Source organism: Paenarthrobacter sp. A20 (assembly GCF_024168825.1).
GTDB lineage: Bacteria > Actinomycetota > Actinomycetes > Actinomycetales > Micrococcaceae > Arthrobacter.
Map to the genome: position 1 here is coordinate 4,280,892 of NZ_JALJWH010000001.1, position 14,077 is coordinate 4,294,968.

Annotated in this window: 13 protein-coding genes; 7 read left to right on the forward strand and 6 right to left on the reverse strand. The window is 62.9% G+C overall.

The features are described from left to right. Positions 1-48 precede the first annotated feature (48 nt). Genes J3D46_RS19845 through J3D46_RS19865 form a run of 5 tightly spaced genes read left to right on the forward strand, consistent with a single transcriptional unit; the run spans position 49 to position 5,062 of the window. Entirely contained in the window at positions 49-687 is a 639-nt protein-coding gene (locus J3D46_RS19845; protein ID WP_231337992.1) for a DUF4129 domain-containing protein, read from the forward strand. Then, a complete protein-coding gene (locus J3D46_RS19850) occupies positions 684-1,886 on the forward strand; it encodes a DUF4350 domain-containing protein (RefSeq protein WP_231337991.1) in 1,203 nt (400 codons plus the stop codon). The genes J3D46_RS19845 and J3D46_RS19850 overlap by 4 nt, the downstream gene beginning before the upstream one ends. Further along, complete coding sequence (locus J3D46_RS19855; RefSeq protein ID WP_231337990.1) at positions 1,883-2,986, forward strand: MoxR family ATPase; 1,104 nt, start codon at positions 1,883-1,885, stop codon at positions 2,984-2,986. The genes J3D46_RS19850 and J3D46_RS19855 overlap by 4 nt, the downstream gene beginning before the upstream one ends. A 32-nt stretch (positions 2,987-3,018) precedes the next feature. Next, a complete protein-coding gene (locus J3D46_RS19860) occupies positions 3,019-4,311 on the forward strand; it encodes a DUF58 domain-containing protein (protein WP_231337989.1) in 1,293 nt (430 codons plus the stop codon). A gap of 25 nt (positions 4,312-4,336) precedes the next feature. Further along, positions 4,337-5,062: a DUF4166 domain-containing protein gene (locus tag J3D46_RS19865; RefSeq protein ID WP_231337988.1), complete on the forward strand. Its 726-nt coding sequence runs from the start codon at positions 4,337-4,339 to the stop codon at positions 5,060-5,062. A 45-nt stretch (positions 5,063-5,107) separates the two neighbouring features. Here the strand turns inward: J3D46_RS19865 and J3D46_RS19870 are convergent, their stop codons facing one another. Continuing rightward, positions 5,108-6,142 (reverse strand): hypothetical protein, encoded by a 1,035-nt coding sequence (locus J3D46_RS19870; RefSeq protein ID WP_253468570.1) that lies wholly within the window; start codon positions 6,140-6,142, stop codon positions 5,108-5,110. Between the two features lie 3 nt (positions 6,143-6,145). Further along, on the reverse strand, positions 6,146-6,535 hold the full coding sequence (locus J3D46_RS19875) for a chorismate mutase (RefSeq protein ID WP_231337986.1): 390 nt from the start codon (positions 6,533-6,535) through the stop codon (positions 6,146-6,148). Positions 6,536-6,684: 149 nt separating this feature from the next. Here J3D46_RS19875 and J3D46_RS19880 point away from each other — a divergent pair, with 149 nt between their 5' ends. Further along, positions 6,685-7,341 (forward strand): NADPH-dependent F420 reductase, encoded by a 657-nt coding sequence (locus J3D46_RS19880; RefSeq protein WP_253468572.1) that lies wholly within the window; start codon positions 6,685-6,687, stop codon positions 7,339-7,341. 72 nt (positions 7,342-7,413) lie between these two features. Here the strand turns inward: J3D46_RS19880 and J3D46_RS19885 are convergent, their stop codons facing one another. The 4 genes from J3D46_RS19885 to J3D46_RS19900 form a co-directional block, all read right to left on the reverse strand. Then, positions 7,414-9,120, reverse strand: a complete 1,707-nt coding sequence (locus J3D46_RS19885) for an ABC transporter ATP-binding protein (RefSeq protein WP_231337982.1) — start codon at positions 9,118-9,120, stop codon at positions 7,414-7,416. Beyond that, on the reverse strand, positions 9,117-10,130 hold the full coding sequence (locus J3D46_RS19890) for an ABC transporter permease (RefSeq protein WP_231337981.1): 1,014 nt from the start codon (positions 10,128-10,130) through the stop codon (positions 9,117-9,119). Before J3D46_RS19890 ends, J3D46_RS19885 begins: the two co-directional genes overlap by 4 nt. Before the next feature lie 2 nt (positions 10,131-10,132). Continuing rightward, a complete protein-coding gene (locus tag J3D46_RS19895; protein ID WP_253468574.1) occupies positions 10,133-11,224 on the reverse strand; it encodes an ABC transporter permease in 1,092 nt (363 codons plus the stop codon). A 129-nt stretch (positions 11,225-11,353) separates the two neighbouring features. After that, entirely contained in the window at positions 11,354-12,982 is a 1,629-nt protein-coding gene (locus J3D46_RS19900; protein WP_231337979.1) for an ABC transporter substrate-binding protein, read from the reverse strand. Between the two features lie 246 nt (positions 12,983-13,228). Here J3D46_RS19900 and J3D46_RS19905 point away from each other — a divergent pair, with 246 nt between their 5' ends. Next, a complete protein-coding gene (locus J3D46_RS19905; protein WP_253468576.1) occupies positions 13,229-14,056 on the forward strand; it encodes a caspase family protein in 828 nt (275 codons plus the stop codon). Positions 14,057-14,077: the final 21 nt, after the last annotated feature.

The window sequence follows — 14,077 nt, forward strand, 5'->3', positions numbered from 1 at the left end:
GTTCCGCCGTGGGATGCGCCCGTCGCCCTGGCAGCCATGGAACCACCTGTGACGCCCGACCGCGACGAGGCGCGTCGTTGGGCCGCCGAAGAACTGTCCAAACCCCAGTACCCTGACGCCCAGCCCAGCTGGTTGGACCAACTGTGGCGTGATTTCCTGGACTGGCTGACGTCCTTGGAGGGGGACGGAGCGGGCTCCGGACCGGACTTTGCTGCTCCCTTGATAGTCGCGTTGGCCGTTGCGCTCATCATCGTTGCCGTCATTGTGGTCCGCCCCCGTCTGAACGCCCGGCGAAAGGCCGCCCACGCTGACATCTATGGGGACGACAACACCATGGATTCAGACGGCTACAGGAAACGCGCGGCAACCGCGGCCGACGACGGCGACTGGCCGGCCGCCGTCGTCGACCAATTCCGGGCGCTTGTCCGCTCAGCTGAAGAGCGTGACGTCATTGAAGTCCGAGCCGGAAGAACGGCCGATGAAGCGGCAAGGCAACTAGGGCAGGTCTTCGGTTTCGCACAGGCCCGGCTTGACGCGGCCGCCCGCCTCTTCGACGCTGTGCGCTACGGCGAACAGGGCGCCACTGCATCCGGCTACGAGGCCGTCCGCCAGCTGGATGGTGACCTTCTCGGGGTGAAGCCCGACTTCGCAGGGCAGGCGCACGCCGGATTTGCGGTGCCCCGATGACCACGCAGGTGAGGGATGAAGCCCGGCCGCGGGGCCATGCGGCCGACGTCGGACTTCCCCCGGGCCAGGGGTTCGCAACCTGGTTCCGGAAGCACTTGGCCTGGATTGGGATCGGCGGATTGTTGGCTGGCCTTGTTGCTTTTCTTGCCATCTCCAGCGTGTCCGCCTCGAAGGATCCACGGCCGCTGTCCGCACACAATCCAGCGCCCGATGGTGCCATGGCCGTGGCCGAAATACTGGGGCGCCAAGGCGTATCCGTCACGCCGACAAACACCTTTGAGGACACCATGGCGGCCTTGACCAACCAAAACGGCGCCACTGTCCTCGTCCATGATCCGCGGGGGTTCCTTGATCAAACCCAACTGGCAGACCTCATGGCCGGGGCTGATCGGGTAGTCCTGGTCAAGCCACGGCTCAAAACAATAACGGCGGTAAATCAAGGCTTCCGTCCCGGTGGCGTGGTTCCTGAAGCAACAAAGGTCATCGATCCCGGATGTGATCAGGACGACGCCAGGGCGGCAGGCAGGATCTCGGCACAAGGCTCCATCTATTCGGGGCCGGTAGTCTGCTATGCCTTGCCGGGCAATCAGTCAGGCCTCTATGCCGCGTCGGCGGACAGCCGGGTAATAGTCCTTGGCAGCACGGATCTGGTTGACAATCAACACCTCGCATTGGAAGGCAACGCCGCCGTTGCGCTCCGTACCCTTGGCGCCAACGCCAACCTCGTCTGGTACCTACCGGGAATCGAGGACCTCTCGGCGGCTGGCTCGGCCCCCACGCTGAACGAGTTGGCGCCGCGTTGGCTGGCTTTCGCCGGACCTTGGCTGGGACTCGTGGTGGTCCTGGCCATCGCTTGGCGTGGCCGACGCCTGGGCCCGCTGGTGTTCGAGCCACTTCCCGTGGTGGTCAAGGCCGCGGAAACTGCAGAAGGCAGGGCACGCCTTTACCAGGACTCGCGGGCTGTGGGGCTTGCCGCGGGCAATCTACGGGCAGGGGCATTGACCCGCTTGGCCAAGCACTTCAGCCTCGGCGCAGACGCAACCAAGGACGCCATTGTGGACGCCTGTGCCCAACACCTGGAGCGGCCTGCAGCGGACATACGGTCCGTCCTGATCGACTTTTTACCGGAAAACGAAGGACAACTGGTGCAGTGGGCACAACAGATCGAACGAATCGAACAGGAGGCGACCGCCCGATGAGCAGCCAGCCGAACAGCTACACGGACAGCAACAGCCAATACACGGGCGGTGCCCCGCAGCAGCAGGGCCTCCCGCAGCAGAGCGTGGCGCCAGGCAATGACGCCCTGGGAAGTGGTCACCGCACTGCAGCTGGGGAGCCGCGGACAACTGATGACCCTGCCCGCCAATCCCTGCTGAATGTCCGGGCCGAAGTGGCGAAGGCGGTTGTCGGGCAGGACCCTACGGTCACTGGCATGCTTATTGCGCTGCTTTGTGGCGGCCACGTGCTCCTGGAGGGCGTCCCCGGCGTAGCAAAAACCCTGCTGGTGAGGGCCTTGTCCACCGCGTTGAGCCTGGACACCAAGCGTGTTCAGTTCACCCCGGACCTCATGCCCGGCGACGTTACGGGCTCCCTCGTCTACGACTCCCATTCTTCCGAATTCACGTTCCGCGAAGGTCCCGTCTTCACCAACATCATGCTCGCGGACGAGATCAACCGTACGCCGCCGAAGACCCAGGCGTCCCTCTTGGAGGCCATGGAGGAGCGTCAAGTATCCGTGGATGGAGTTTCGCGCCGGCTTCCGAATCCGTTCATCGTGGCCGCCACCCAAAACCCGGTGGAGTACGAAGGTACTTATCCCTTGCCTGAAGCCCAGCTGGACCGGTTCCTCCTCAAGCTCACCATGCCGCTGCCTGGAAGGGCCGAGGAGATCGAGGTGATCCGGCGCCATGCCGCCGGTTTCGATCCGCGAAACCTCGCCGCTGCAGGTGTGCGGGCGGTGGCGGGCGCCCTCGAGCTTTCCGCTGCCCAGGCAGCAGTAGCGCATGTAGTTGTCGCTCCCGAGATCCTCGGTTACATCGTTGACGTTGTACGCGCCACGAGGTCCGCGCCTTCCTTCCAGCTGGGAGTCTCGCCCCGTGGTGCGACGGCACTGCTCAATACCTCCAAAGCATGGGCGTGGCTGTCCGGGAGGTCCTTCGTCACTCCGGACGACGTCAAGGCGTTGTCGTTGCCGTGCCTTCGGCACCGGGTTGCCCTCCGTCCGGAAGCACAGATGGATGGAATCCAGGTGGACGATGTCCTGGGCAGCATCCTCGCTTCGGTTCCGGTGCCGAGGTGAGCTCCGGCCGGATCCTGCCCGGGGCGGCCTGAATGGCCATCACGGGTCGTTTCGTGCTGCTTGCCCTGGCCGGATTAGTGCCGTTGGTGTTGTTTCCCGCAGGAAGCACGGTTCTGTTCACTGGCGTCGGGTTACTGATGATGCTGGTACTTGACGTGCTCCTGGCGGCGTCGCCTGCAAAGCTCGGACTGGACCGCCAACAGCCCGGAAACGTGACCCTGCAGGGCAGGGCGGACTCTGTTGTGACGCTCACCAACCCCACCCGTCGGAAATTGCGGGCCGAGGTAAGGGACGCGTGGCAGCCCTCTGCCGGTGCCGTGCATCCTGTCCAACCGTTGGTGGTCCCCCCGGGCGAGCGGCGTCGCATGAGAGTGGAGCTGGTTCCCAGCCGCCGCGGTGACCTGGAAAGCCCCCACGTCACCATTCGTTCCTTCGGACCACTCGGCATGGCGGCCAGGCAACGGACGCGCATCCTTCCCGGTCAGCTGAGGGTCCTGCCGCCTTTCCACTCGAAGCGCCATCTGCCCTCCAAGCTCCGCAAGCTCCGGGAGCTGGATGGCAGGGCAGCCGTGCAGATTCGCGGGGCCGGAACAGAATTCGATTCCCTCCGCGATTACGTCCGCGGTGATGACGTCCGGTCCATCGATTGGCGCGCCACAGCACGCCGGACATCAGTGGTTGTCCGGACGTGGCGCCCGGAACGCGACCGGCGGGTGGTCATTGTCCTGGATACCTCTCGTACAGCCGCCGCCAGGATCGTGGACGAGCCCCGCCTCGATACGGGAATCGAAGCGGCCTTACTGCTCTCGGTACTTGCCGAACGCGGTGGGGACCGGGTTGACTTCCTTGCTTACGACCGCCGGCTCCGGGCCCGGGTCGAATCGGCGTCCAAAGGCAACCTCCTGGGCCAACTTGTCCAGGCCATGGCTCCTTTGGAAGCGGAACTGATCGAACTGGACTGGCAGCAAATCCCGGCGCAAGTGCGGGCGGTCTCGGCGCACCGCTCGCTGGTGGTGCTGTTGACGGCGCTCGACGGCGGCGCCCCCGAAGAAGGGCTCCTCCCCACTGTGGCGCAATTGTCCCGCCAACACGTGGTGGTGGTTGCTTCGGTACGGGACCCCCTGCTGGCGGCCATGAAGGAAGAACGGACCACAGCAAGCCAAGTGTTTCGTGCCGCCGCCGCCGAACGGGCTTTGTTGGAAAGGGCAGCAGTGACAGCCCAGCTCCGGCAACTGGGGGCCGAGGTGGTCGATGCAGAGCCGCTGGAGGTTCCACCCCTGCTCGCCGACACGTATATCCGGCTCAAAGCCGCCGGAAGGCTCTAGTTCCCATTGTCCGGAAAGGACTGCCATGAACGCCCCGATCTACCAGCTCGCACTTGGCGATGACTTCACCAAGCTGACCCCGGAGCTCCAGGACTACTTCTCGCTGGCCGCCGGTTCCGGTTCCTACGGAATAGGGGAAGGCACCTTTGACGTGGTGGGTTGCCGGCAGAAGTGGCTGCGTCCCCTGCTCGCCCTCACGGGGAGCGAGCAAGCATTCTTCCCGGAGTACGGCGAGGGCATCCGGTTCCGCATCGAGAACCACGCACACATTGATCCTTTTGGACGCCCTGCCCTGACTGCCCGGCGTGAGATCTATTTTCCCTCCGGGACAAGGCTGTTCCACGATACAACGAGCGCGGTCATGCCGGACCACGGCCGGCAGAGCGGACCGGAGCGGGCCCATCTGGTGGACCACGTGGGACGGTATCGGCGGCTGGTGACGGATCTGGATGTCAGTGTCACCACCGAGGGCAGGCTCCGTGGTGTTTCCAAGGCGAGCAGGCTGTTCCTGGGCCCCCTTCGACTTCCTTTGCCGGCAGCGCTGGACGCGCGCGCCTATGCGGAGCAGTGGTGGGACAGTGCCGAGGGCAAACACCGGATCCAGGTCAAGGTGATCCAGCCACAGATCGGATTGGTCCTCGTGTATGCCGGACGCTTCGACTACCGGTTGGTGCCGTACCTGCCCGGAGCAGCACCGGGCACAGCCCTGCCGCGCTACGCAGAACCAGACCGTTGGGAAAAGAGGATCTAGCGCGGCCGCCTTCAGCCCTGCGTCACCGTCACCGCTGTGCCAACTTCACCCTTGTGCCAACTGGTCCAGCCCGTCGGCTGTCTGGGTCAGTTTCTTCAGCACATCCATGGCCGCTGAAGGCTTGAAGCCCGCGAGGCCCGAGGAGGGTGTGACGCGGATTCCGGCCAGGCCCGAGGCCGGCAGGCCAAGCTGACGCCACGGCTTCCAGATACTCTCAACAACGTCTGAAGTCCGGGGCAGCCGCCCTTGCGGGTCGCTGATGTGCAGCGCCCCGGCCCACACGCGTTTGCCGCTCTCCACAGCGCCCGCGAGCTGTTCCCACTGGCGGGTGGTCAGTGCCCTCAGGGGAACGGCGACGCCGTCGGCTCCTGCAGCAAGAATCCGTTCGATCGGCGCCTCTACCTCCGGAACGGAGACCACAGTCTCGACGACGCCTGCAGCCTTGAGTGCCTCGATCACCAGACGCCATGCCGCCGTGACTTCTTCGCCGGCCACGGACCGGAGCGTGCGGTAGCCACTCGCCGTCGGGATCGTCCCAGCCATAACCGAGGCGATATCCGGTTCGTCCACCTGGACCACGATGCCGGCGCCTGGAACTGCCGCCGAGATCCGACGGACATGATCGGCGACGCCGGCGGCCAGGGACTCCGCGATGTCCCGGCGGGCTCCGTAGTCCAGTAGCGCCCGTTCGCCGTTGTGCAGGTGGAGGTTCGCCGCGAGGCTCATGGGACCCAACAACTGGATCTTGAGTTCCGCCGCAGAAACGTCTTCGGCGCCCGCGACGTCGGCAAGGATATTGATGTCCGTCGACAAAGCCGAGCGTGCGCGCCGGGCGTCCTTTCCTGGCCTGTCAACCAGGCGCCACCCGTGCGGTTGGACGTCAAGGGCCAGGTCAACAAGCAGGGAGCCGGTCCGCCCAACCGGATCCGAGCCCACTCCGCGGTCCGGCAGCTCGGGCACGAACGGAAGGTGGGGATCCCCCAATTCGCCCCGGATTATCCGGATTGCCTCCGCAGGATCGCTGCCTGGCCAAGGGCCCAGTGCAGTGGCGCTGGCGCGCTGGTCATTCTCTGACGACATCAACTATGCCTGCAGGCGTGAAATCTGGTGATCCTCTGCGATGGCTTCGTGGTGGCGGATCACTTCGCTGATGATGAAGTTCAGGAATTTCTCCGCGAAGGCGGGATCAAGGTGTGCATCCTCGGCAAGCCGGCGCAGGCGGGCAATCTGGGCAGACTCGCGGCCCGGGTCTCCGGCAGGAAGCTTATGCGTGGCCTTGAGCACCCCTACCTTTTGGGTTGCTTTGAAACGCTCCGCGAGCAGGAATACGAGTGTTGCGTCGATGTTGTCGATGCTTGACCGAATGGACAGCAGCTCATCCATGACGGCACGGTCCACCTGGCCGGCCAAGGAACTCGCTGCCGGGTTGAAGGAATCGGCGTCATCGGAAAGGGCGTTGTTGTGCTCGGTCATGCATCCCAGTCTATGGTGCCGGGCGGCACCGCCGCGGGTGTTACCTTCGCACGTCGGACCCAACAGGCCAATGCGGCAAAGTCGGTTTCCCCGCGGCCGGGATCGGAGCACAATGGCAGCATCACTGCTGGTTTGGCAAAGGAGCTTCCATGAAAATCGCGGTTCTGGGCACGGGTATGGTGGGGCACGCCCTGGCGGGCAAGCTGGTGTCCTTGGGACATGAAGTAACCATGGGATCCCGGGAACCCGGCAATCCGAGGGGAGAGGAATGGGCCCGGCAGGCCGGCACACAGGCCCATGCCGGCTCCTTCGCCGATGCAGCAGGGCAATCCGAGCTGATTGTGAACGCCACGCCGGGCACTGTGAGCCTGGCAGCCCTCGCCGAGGCAGGCGAAGCCAACCTCAAGGGCAAGATCCTGCTGGACGTGTCCAATGCCCTGGACTCTTCGAGTGGCTTTCCCCCATCACTGGCCGTATGCAATACGGACAGCATCGCTGAGACCATCCAGCGGACATATCCGGACGTTCGGGTGGTCAAATCTCTGAATACGGTCAGCGCGCCGGTCATGGTGGAGCCGGCCAGGCTCCCCGGTCCCCATGACATTTTCATGGCTGGCAATGACCAAGGGGCCAAGTCCACTGTCTCCGGGTTGCTGCAGGAATTCGGCTGGGCACCTGAGCACATCAGGGACCTTGGCGGCCTCGACGCTGCCCGCGGATTGGAGATGTGGCTGCCGCTATGGCTCCGGATCTTCATGCAGCAGCCGCAGGGAAAAATGTTCAACATCGGTATCGTTTCCGAATAGCCCGAGCACCTCCAGCACAGGAAAGGCACGCCCCTCGCCATGGGGCGTGCCTTTCATTTACCAGGGCCGGGTCTAGCCGCCCAGCAGCGCGCGGTGGGCTTCCCGCCGTCGTGCCTGTTCGTCAGGGTCCGGTACCGGCAGGGACGCAATGAGCCGCTTGGTGTAGTCGTGCTGAGGCGAGCCCATCACATGGTTCCCGATCCCCTGCTCCACCAGTTGGCCCTTGTAGAGAACCCCCACCCAGTGGGACAACATGTCCACCACAGCGAGGTCGTGGCTGATGAACAGCGCCGCAAAACCGAACTGCTCCTGGATGTCCTTGAACAGGTCCAGGACCTTCGCCTGAACGGAAACGTCCAAGGCGGAGGTGGGTTCGTCGGCGATCAGGAGGCGTGGGTTCAGCGCCAGCGACCTCGCCAAGGAGGCGCGCTGCCGCTGCCCGCCGGACAGCTCGTGCGGGTAGCGTTGCGCGTACGACGCCGGCAGCTGGACTGACTCGAGCAGCTCACCTACCTTTTTCCTCGCCTCAGCCGCGCTCGGCTTGGTGTGGATCATGAGCGGTTCAGCGACGCACTCACCGATGGTGAGGTGCGGATTGAACGAGGCCGCCGGATCCTGGAAGACGAAGCCGATCTCCTTGCGGAGCGGACGGAAAGTACGCTCCTTGAAATCCAGCATTTCGTAGCCCAGCACCTTCAGGCTGCCGCCGGTTGTCCGGTTCAGCCCCGCAATGGCCCGTCCGATGGTCGACTTGCCCGAGCCGGACTCCCCCACCAGGCCAAAGACCTCGTTCTCCGAGACCGTGAAGCTGACGTTGTCCACGGCTTTGAACCCGTGCCTGCCGAACCTGCCCGGGTATTCGATGGTGAGGTTCTTCGCTTCCACCAGGATTTTGCCGTCCTGGTGGAGGCGCCCCCGGGCGCCTTCCGAAGCCGAATGGCGTCCCAGATGCGGCACGGCCGCCAGCAGCTTCTTGGTGTAGTCCTCTTGTGGATCAGCGAAGAGGACCCGGGAAGGAGCTTCCTCCACCACGTCGCCCTGGTACATGACCACTACCCTGTCCGCGAGATCGGCAACCACACCCATGTTGTGGGTGATGAGCACAATCGAGGTCCCATAGTTGTCCCTCAAATCACGCAGGAGCTGCAGGATTTCCGCTTGAACCGTGACATCCAACGCGGTGGTCGGCTCATCGGCCACGATCAGCCCCGGGTTCAGGGCCAGCGCCGCCGCGATGACCACGCGCTGTTTCTGGCCGCCGGAGAACTGGTGCGGGTAGTAGTTGACCCGGGTTTCAGGGTCGGGGATACCCACCTTGCGCAGTGCCTCGGTTGCCCGTTGCTTTGCCTCCTTGGCGGAGACGCGCTTGCCGTCGGTTGCGTGCGCCCGGATGCCTTCGGCAATTTGCCAGCCAACGGTAAAGACGGGATTCAAAGCCGTGGAAGGTTCCTGGAACACCATGGCCACATCGCGTCCGCGGATCTTGCGGAGCGTGGATTTGCTGACGCTGATCACGTTGTTGCCGTTGATCACCACCGCGCCCGAACTAATGGCTGTTTCCGGGAGCAGGCCAAGGATGGTCTTGGCGGTCACGGTCTTGCCGGATCCCGACTCGCCCACGATCGCAACGACTTCACCAGCCTTCACGTCAAGGCTTACGTCCTTGACGGCGTGCACATCGCCGCCATCGGTGGCGAAGGTGACCTGGAGACGGTCGATGGTGAGAACCGGCTGGCCACTGCCCGCCCGGTCCGACACATTTCCAAGGTTGGTGGTCATGGCTTACCTGCCTCTGCCGGGGTTGACGGCGTTGTTGGTGCTGCCGGAGTCCCTGGCGCGGGTGTTCTGCCCGCGCGCTTGCGTCCACGGATCCGGGGGTCGTTGAGGTCATTGATGCTTTCGCCCACCAATGTCAGGCCCAGGACTGTGAGCACGATCGCAATACCAGGGAAGACTCCCGTCCACCAGATACCGGATGAGGTGTCAGCCAAGGCCTTGTTGAGGTCGAACCCCCATTCAGCAGCGGAAGTGGGCTCGATGCCGAAGCCAAGGAAGCCCAGGCCGGCGAGCGTCAGGATTGCTTCCGAGGCGTTAAGGGTGAACATCAGCGGCAGGGTCCGGGTGGCATTCTTGAAAATGTGGCGTCCGATGATGCGCATGCTGGACGCGCCCAGGACCTTGGCCGACTCGACGAACGGCTCAGCCTTCAGCCGGATGGTCTCGGCGCGGATAACCCGGAAGTACTGCGGGACGAAGACCACGGTTATGGAGAACGCACAGGAGAAGATGCCGCCCCAGAAGCTGGACTGGCCACGGCTGATCACGATGGAGATGACAATGGCCAGGAGGAGGGTGGGGAACGCGTAGATGGCATCCGCGACAACCACCAGGATCCTGTCCAGCCAGCCGCCGAAATAGCCACTCAGCAGGCCGAGGGCCACACCGAGGAACAGGGACATCGCCACTGACACGATGATCACCGTCACGGCGGTCTGCGAGCCCCAAATGACACGCGACAAAACGTCGTAGCCTCCCACTGTTGTTCCCAGCAGGTGTTCACCGCTGGGGGCTTGTTGGGTGGGGAACGAACCCGACTCATCGCTGAGCTGGGAGTAACCGTACGGTGCCAGGAGTGGTGCGAAGATGCTGGTCAGGATGAAAAGCCCGCTGAGGACGACGCCGACGATGAGCATGCCGCGCTGGAGGCCTACGCTCTTCTTAAGGTGCGAAATCACGGGAAGCCGGGAGAACAACGGCTGCTTGGGTGCGGTCAATGCAGGAGTACTCATGGTCAGTACCTCACTCGGGGGTCGATGAGCGCGGCGATGATATCCACGATGAAGTTGGTGACTGCAACGATGATGGCCAGGAGCACCACGATTCCCTGGACGGCGACAAAGTCGCGGGCATTCAGGTATTGCACCAACTGGTAGCCCAGTCCCTTCCATTCAAAGGTGGTTTCGGTCAGGATGGCACCGCCGAGCATGAGGGCAATCTGCAACCCCATGACGGTGATGATGGGAATGAGAGCCGGCTTGTAAGCGTGTTTGGTCACCAGCCGGAACTCACTGACGCCCCTGGAGCGACCGGCCTCGATGTAGTCCTTTCCCAACGTGCCGATGACGTTGGTACGCACCAGCCGCAGGAAAACGCCAGCAGTCAGCAGGCCGAGTGCTATGGCGGGAAGGACGGCATGGGAAGCGATGTCCCCCAATGCCGTGAAGTTTCCGCTCCGTAGTGCGTCCAGCCAGTAGATACCGGATGGCGCCGCCAGGCCGCTCATGGTCAGTTCAGTCCGGGTGGAGGCGCGCCCCGCCACCGGGAACCATCCAAGCCACACGGAAAAGGTCAGCTTGAGCAGCAGGCCGGAGAAGAAGACCGGAGTGGCGTAGCAGAGGATTGCGAAGAACCTCAGCAGAGCATCCGGAGTCTTGTCGCGGTGCTGGGCTGCGATGAGCCCGAACGGGATGCCGACTGCCAGCGCCACGATCAGTGCGTTGATGGAAAGCTCAAGCGTGGCTGCACCAAAGGTGGTCAGCACCTCCACCACTGGTCGCCGATCGGTGATGGTGGTTCCGAAATTGCCGGTGATGAGCTGGCCAAGGTACTCGAAGTACTGGACCAGGACCGGCCGGTCGTACCCGGCGTCGTGGATGCGCTGGGCCAGGACATCCGGGGGGAGGCGTCCGCCTTGGGATGCGGTGATGGGGTCTCCGATGACCCGCATCAGGAAGAAGACCAGCGTTACGAGGATGAAGACGGTGGGAATGATCAGGAAGAACCTGATCACGATATATCTGCCCAGCCCTCCCCCGCCTTTGGACTTGCTCTTGGGAGCTACGATGCCGGGCTCAGCCTCGGGTACATCTATAAGTGTTGTCATTTGCTACCTGCATTTCCTGCCCGTGGATTACGCGGGGTTGTCTCATGCGTGCCGGCCATGTTGGTGGTCAGCAAAGGAGGCGGGACACCGGATCAGTGTCCCGCCTCCCTTCTCATCACAAAGGTGCGGCTACTTGGAAATTACTCCGAGACGGAACTTGAAGGACGGATCCAGGGTCTTGTCGACGCCGTTCACGCCACTTCCGACCACCGCCACCTGAGCACCCTGGAGCAGGGGCAGGGTGGAGATGTCCTTGGCCAGCGCGTTCTGGACTTCCTTGATGTCCGCTTCGCGCTTGGTCTTGTCTGCTTCGGTGAGCTGCTTGCCGATGAGCTCGTTCACCGTGGCGTTGTTGTAGTGGTTCTTCAGGAAGCCGCCCTCGGGGAAGAACGGAGTGAGGTAGTTATCGGCATCGCTGAAGTCGGGGAACCAACCAAACTGGAACAACGGGTACTCGTCGGCACGGCTGGCCTTGCTGTACGTGACCCATTCGGTGGACTGCAGGTTCACCGTGAAGAGGCCGGACTTCTCCAACTGCTCCTTGACCATGGCGTATTCGTCTCCGGAGGATCCGCCGTAGTGGTCCGGGTTGTACTGCAGGTTCAGTGCGACGGGTTCCGTAATGCCGGCGTCGGCCAGGACCTTCTTGGCCTTGTCCAGGCTTGGCTTTCCCGCATCGCCGTAAGCATCCTTGAAGGACTCGTTGGCGCCGAGGAAGCCGCTCGGAACGTTGGAGTACAGGGGCAGGTAGGTGCCCTTGTAGACCTGATCGGCAATGGCCTGGCGGTCAACGAGGTTGGCCACGGCCTGGCGAACGGCGAGTGCCTTGGCCGGGTCTGCGCCTGCAGCCTTCGTTCCGTACGGCATGGTGTCGAAGTTGAACGTGATGTAGCGGATTTCGCCACCCGGTCCGGTAAGGACCTTGACCTTCGAGTCCTTGCGGAGGTCGTCGATGTCCGTGGCGCTCAGGCTGCGGAAGGCAACGTCAATTGCTCCTTGCTGGATTTCCAGCTTCAGGTTGGTGGGGCTGGCGTAGTACTTGATGGTGGCTGCCTCGTTCGCAGGCTTGCCAAGAACGCCTTGATAGTCGGCGAAGGCCTTGAAGCTGACAAGTTCGTTCTTCTTGTAGCTGTCAATGGTGTACTGGCCGTAGAACGCGTTCGCCTTGATGATCTCGTCGTCCGAGAGGACCTTGTCGGCCGGGAAGACTTCATCGTCCACGATTGGCGCGGCGGGGCTGCTGAGGATCTGGCTGAACGTTTGGTCGTTTGCGTTCTTCAACTTGAAGACCACAGTGGTGGCGTCGGGGGTGCTCACGCTCTCGATGTTGGTCAGCAACGATGCCGGACCAGCGGGGTCGTTAATGGCCACTTGCCGATCAAACGAGAACTTGACGTCCTTGGAATCCAACGTGTGGCCGTTGGCCCATTTCAGCCCGGACTTGAGCTTGACAGTGTATTCCGAGGGTGCTGTGAACGACGACGATTCCGCGAGGTCTGGTACTGGCTCCGCACCGCCGGGCTTGGAGTTCAAGAGGAAGGAGTAGATCTGGTTCATCACCATGAATGAACCGTTGTCGTAAGATCCGGCCGGGTCCAGGGACGTGACCTTGTCTGTGGTGCCGTAGGCGATGGGGCCCGCGGCAGCCGGGGCAGATGATGAGCCGCCGCCGGAGGGTCCCGTGCATGCCGTCAAAGCGAGCGCGGAGATGCCCGCCAGCGCGATAACGCCGTGCAGGGCCTTCTTGTTCAGTGCCATCTGGTGAACCTTCTGTTCGATGGATTCGGCGCGCCGCCGTGGGATATTTGTGACGGCGCACACTCTTAGTGCCTCGATTCAACCAGACTTCGAAGGATACGAACCCTTGAAATAGTGATTTGAGACACAAAATTTACTTTCCAGTAGCTTCATTCGCCTGTCCAGGGCCATTGTCCCGGTAGGGGTGCGGGAATATCGTTGTCGAAGGGTCTCCACTCACTGAACGACAGCCCAAAGGACAGGCACATGAGCAAGGCAGCACTCTGTGTAGGGATCAACAAGTTCAAGTTCCTACCGCAATCGAGTTGGCTCAACGGCTGCGTCAACGATGCCGAAGACCTCGCCGAAATGTTGGAGAAACACTACGGCTTTGAAAGTTCCGCCATCACGGTTCTGCGCGATGCCAAGGCAGTGAAGAAAACGGTGATGGCCGAACTCAACAAGTTGGTGGACACGGCGGTGGCGGGCACAGCCAACCACATCGTCTTCACTTTCTCCAGCCATGGAACGCAAGTGCCGGACACCAACGGAGACGAGGGCGACCGCCTGGATGAGGCCTTCGCATGCTACGACATCAACAATTCCGGTGATGCCTGGGATCCGGACACCGTGATCTCGGACGACGAGCTGGCAGTGCTGTTCGCCCGGCTCCCCAAAGGTGTGCTCATGGACGTTGTGCTGGACACCTGCCACAGTGGGACCGGGCTCAAGTCTTTGGACCTGATTCCCGGTCGCCGCCCCCGCTTCCTGCCGGCTCCTACGCCCCGCGCAGTCATCGCCAACGAATCCAAGGACACCCGCAGCCTGAGGGACATGGTCAGGACCGCGAAACTCTCGACGCCGGTCTTGATGGCCGCTTGCCGTTCTGACCAGACAGCCGCAGATGCCTTGATCGATGGGCGGTATAACGGTGCGTTCACCTACAACTTCGTGAAGTCCCTGCTGGGCGACAGCACGGTGGGACGGGCTGAGATCCTGAAGCAGGTCAGCAAAGGACTCAAGTCCGGCGGCTTCGACCAAGTCGCCCAATTGGAAGCTTCGACGGCGGCAGGCAAGGCTGCTTGGGGCGCCTGACCCGCGCTGCCCGCTTCATCC

Bases quoted from the DNA above. Each gene is read 5' to 3' on its own strand.
- J3D46_RS19895 (WP_253468574.1), bottom strand. From the start codon at position 11,224: ATGACAACACTTATAGATGTACCCGAGGCTGAGCCCGGCATCGTAGCT.
- J3D46_RS19870 (WP_253468570.1), bottom strand. From the start codon at position 6,142: ATGTCGTCAGAGAATGACCAGCGCGCCAGCGCCACTGCACTGGGCCCT.
- J3D46_RS19860 (WP_231337989.1), top strand. From the start codon at position 3,019: ATGGCCATCACGGGTCGTTTCGTGCTGCTTGCCCTGGCCGGATTAGTG.
- J3D46_RS19855 (WP_231337990.1), top strand. From the start codon at position 1,883: ATGAGCAGCCAGCCGAACAGCTACACGGACAGCAACAGCCAATACACG.
- J3D46_RS19890 (WP_231337981.1), bottom strand. From the start codon at position 10,130: ATGAGTACTCCTGCATTGACCGCACCCAAGCAGCCGTTGTTCTCCCGG.
- J3D46_RS19865 (WP_231337988.1), top strand. From the start codon at position 4,337: ATGAACGCCCCGATCTACCAGCTCGCACTTGGCGATGACTTCACCAAG.
- J3D46_RS19905 (WP_253468576.1), top strand. From the start codon at position 13,229: ATGAGCAAGGCAGCACTCTGTGTAGGGATCAACAAGTTCAAGTTCCTA.
- J3D46_RS19850 (WP_231337991.1), top strand. From the start codon at position 684: ATGACCACGCAGGTGAGGGATGAAGCCCGGCCGCGGGGCCATGCGGCC.
- J3D46_RS19885 (WP_231337982.1), bottom strand. From the start codon at position 9,120: ATGACCACCAACCTTGGAAATGTGTCGGACCGGGCGGGCAGTGGCCAG.
- J3D46_RS19880 (WP_253468572.1), top strand. From the start codon at position 6,685: ATGAAAATCGCGGTTCTGGGCACGGGTATGGTGGGGCACGCCCTGGCG.
- J3D46_RS19875 (WP_231337986.1), bottom strand. From the start codon at position 6,535: ATGACCGAGCACAACAACGCCCTTTCCGATGACGCCGATTCCTTCAAC.
- J3D46_RS19900 (WP_231337979.1), bottom strand. From the start codon at position 12,982: ATGGCACTGAACAAGAAGGCCCTGCACGGCGTTATCGCGCTGGCGGGC.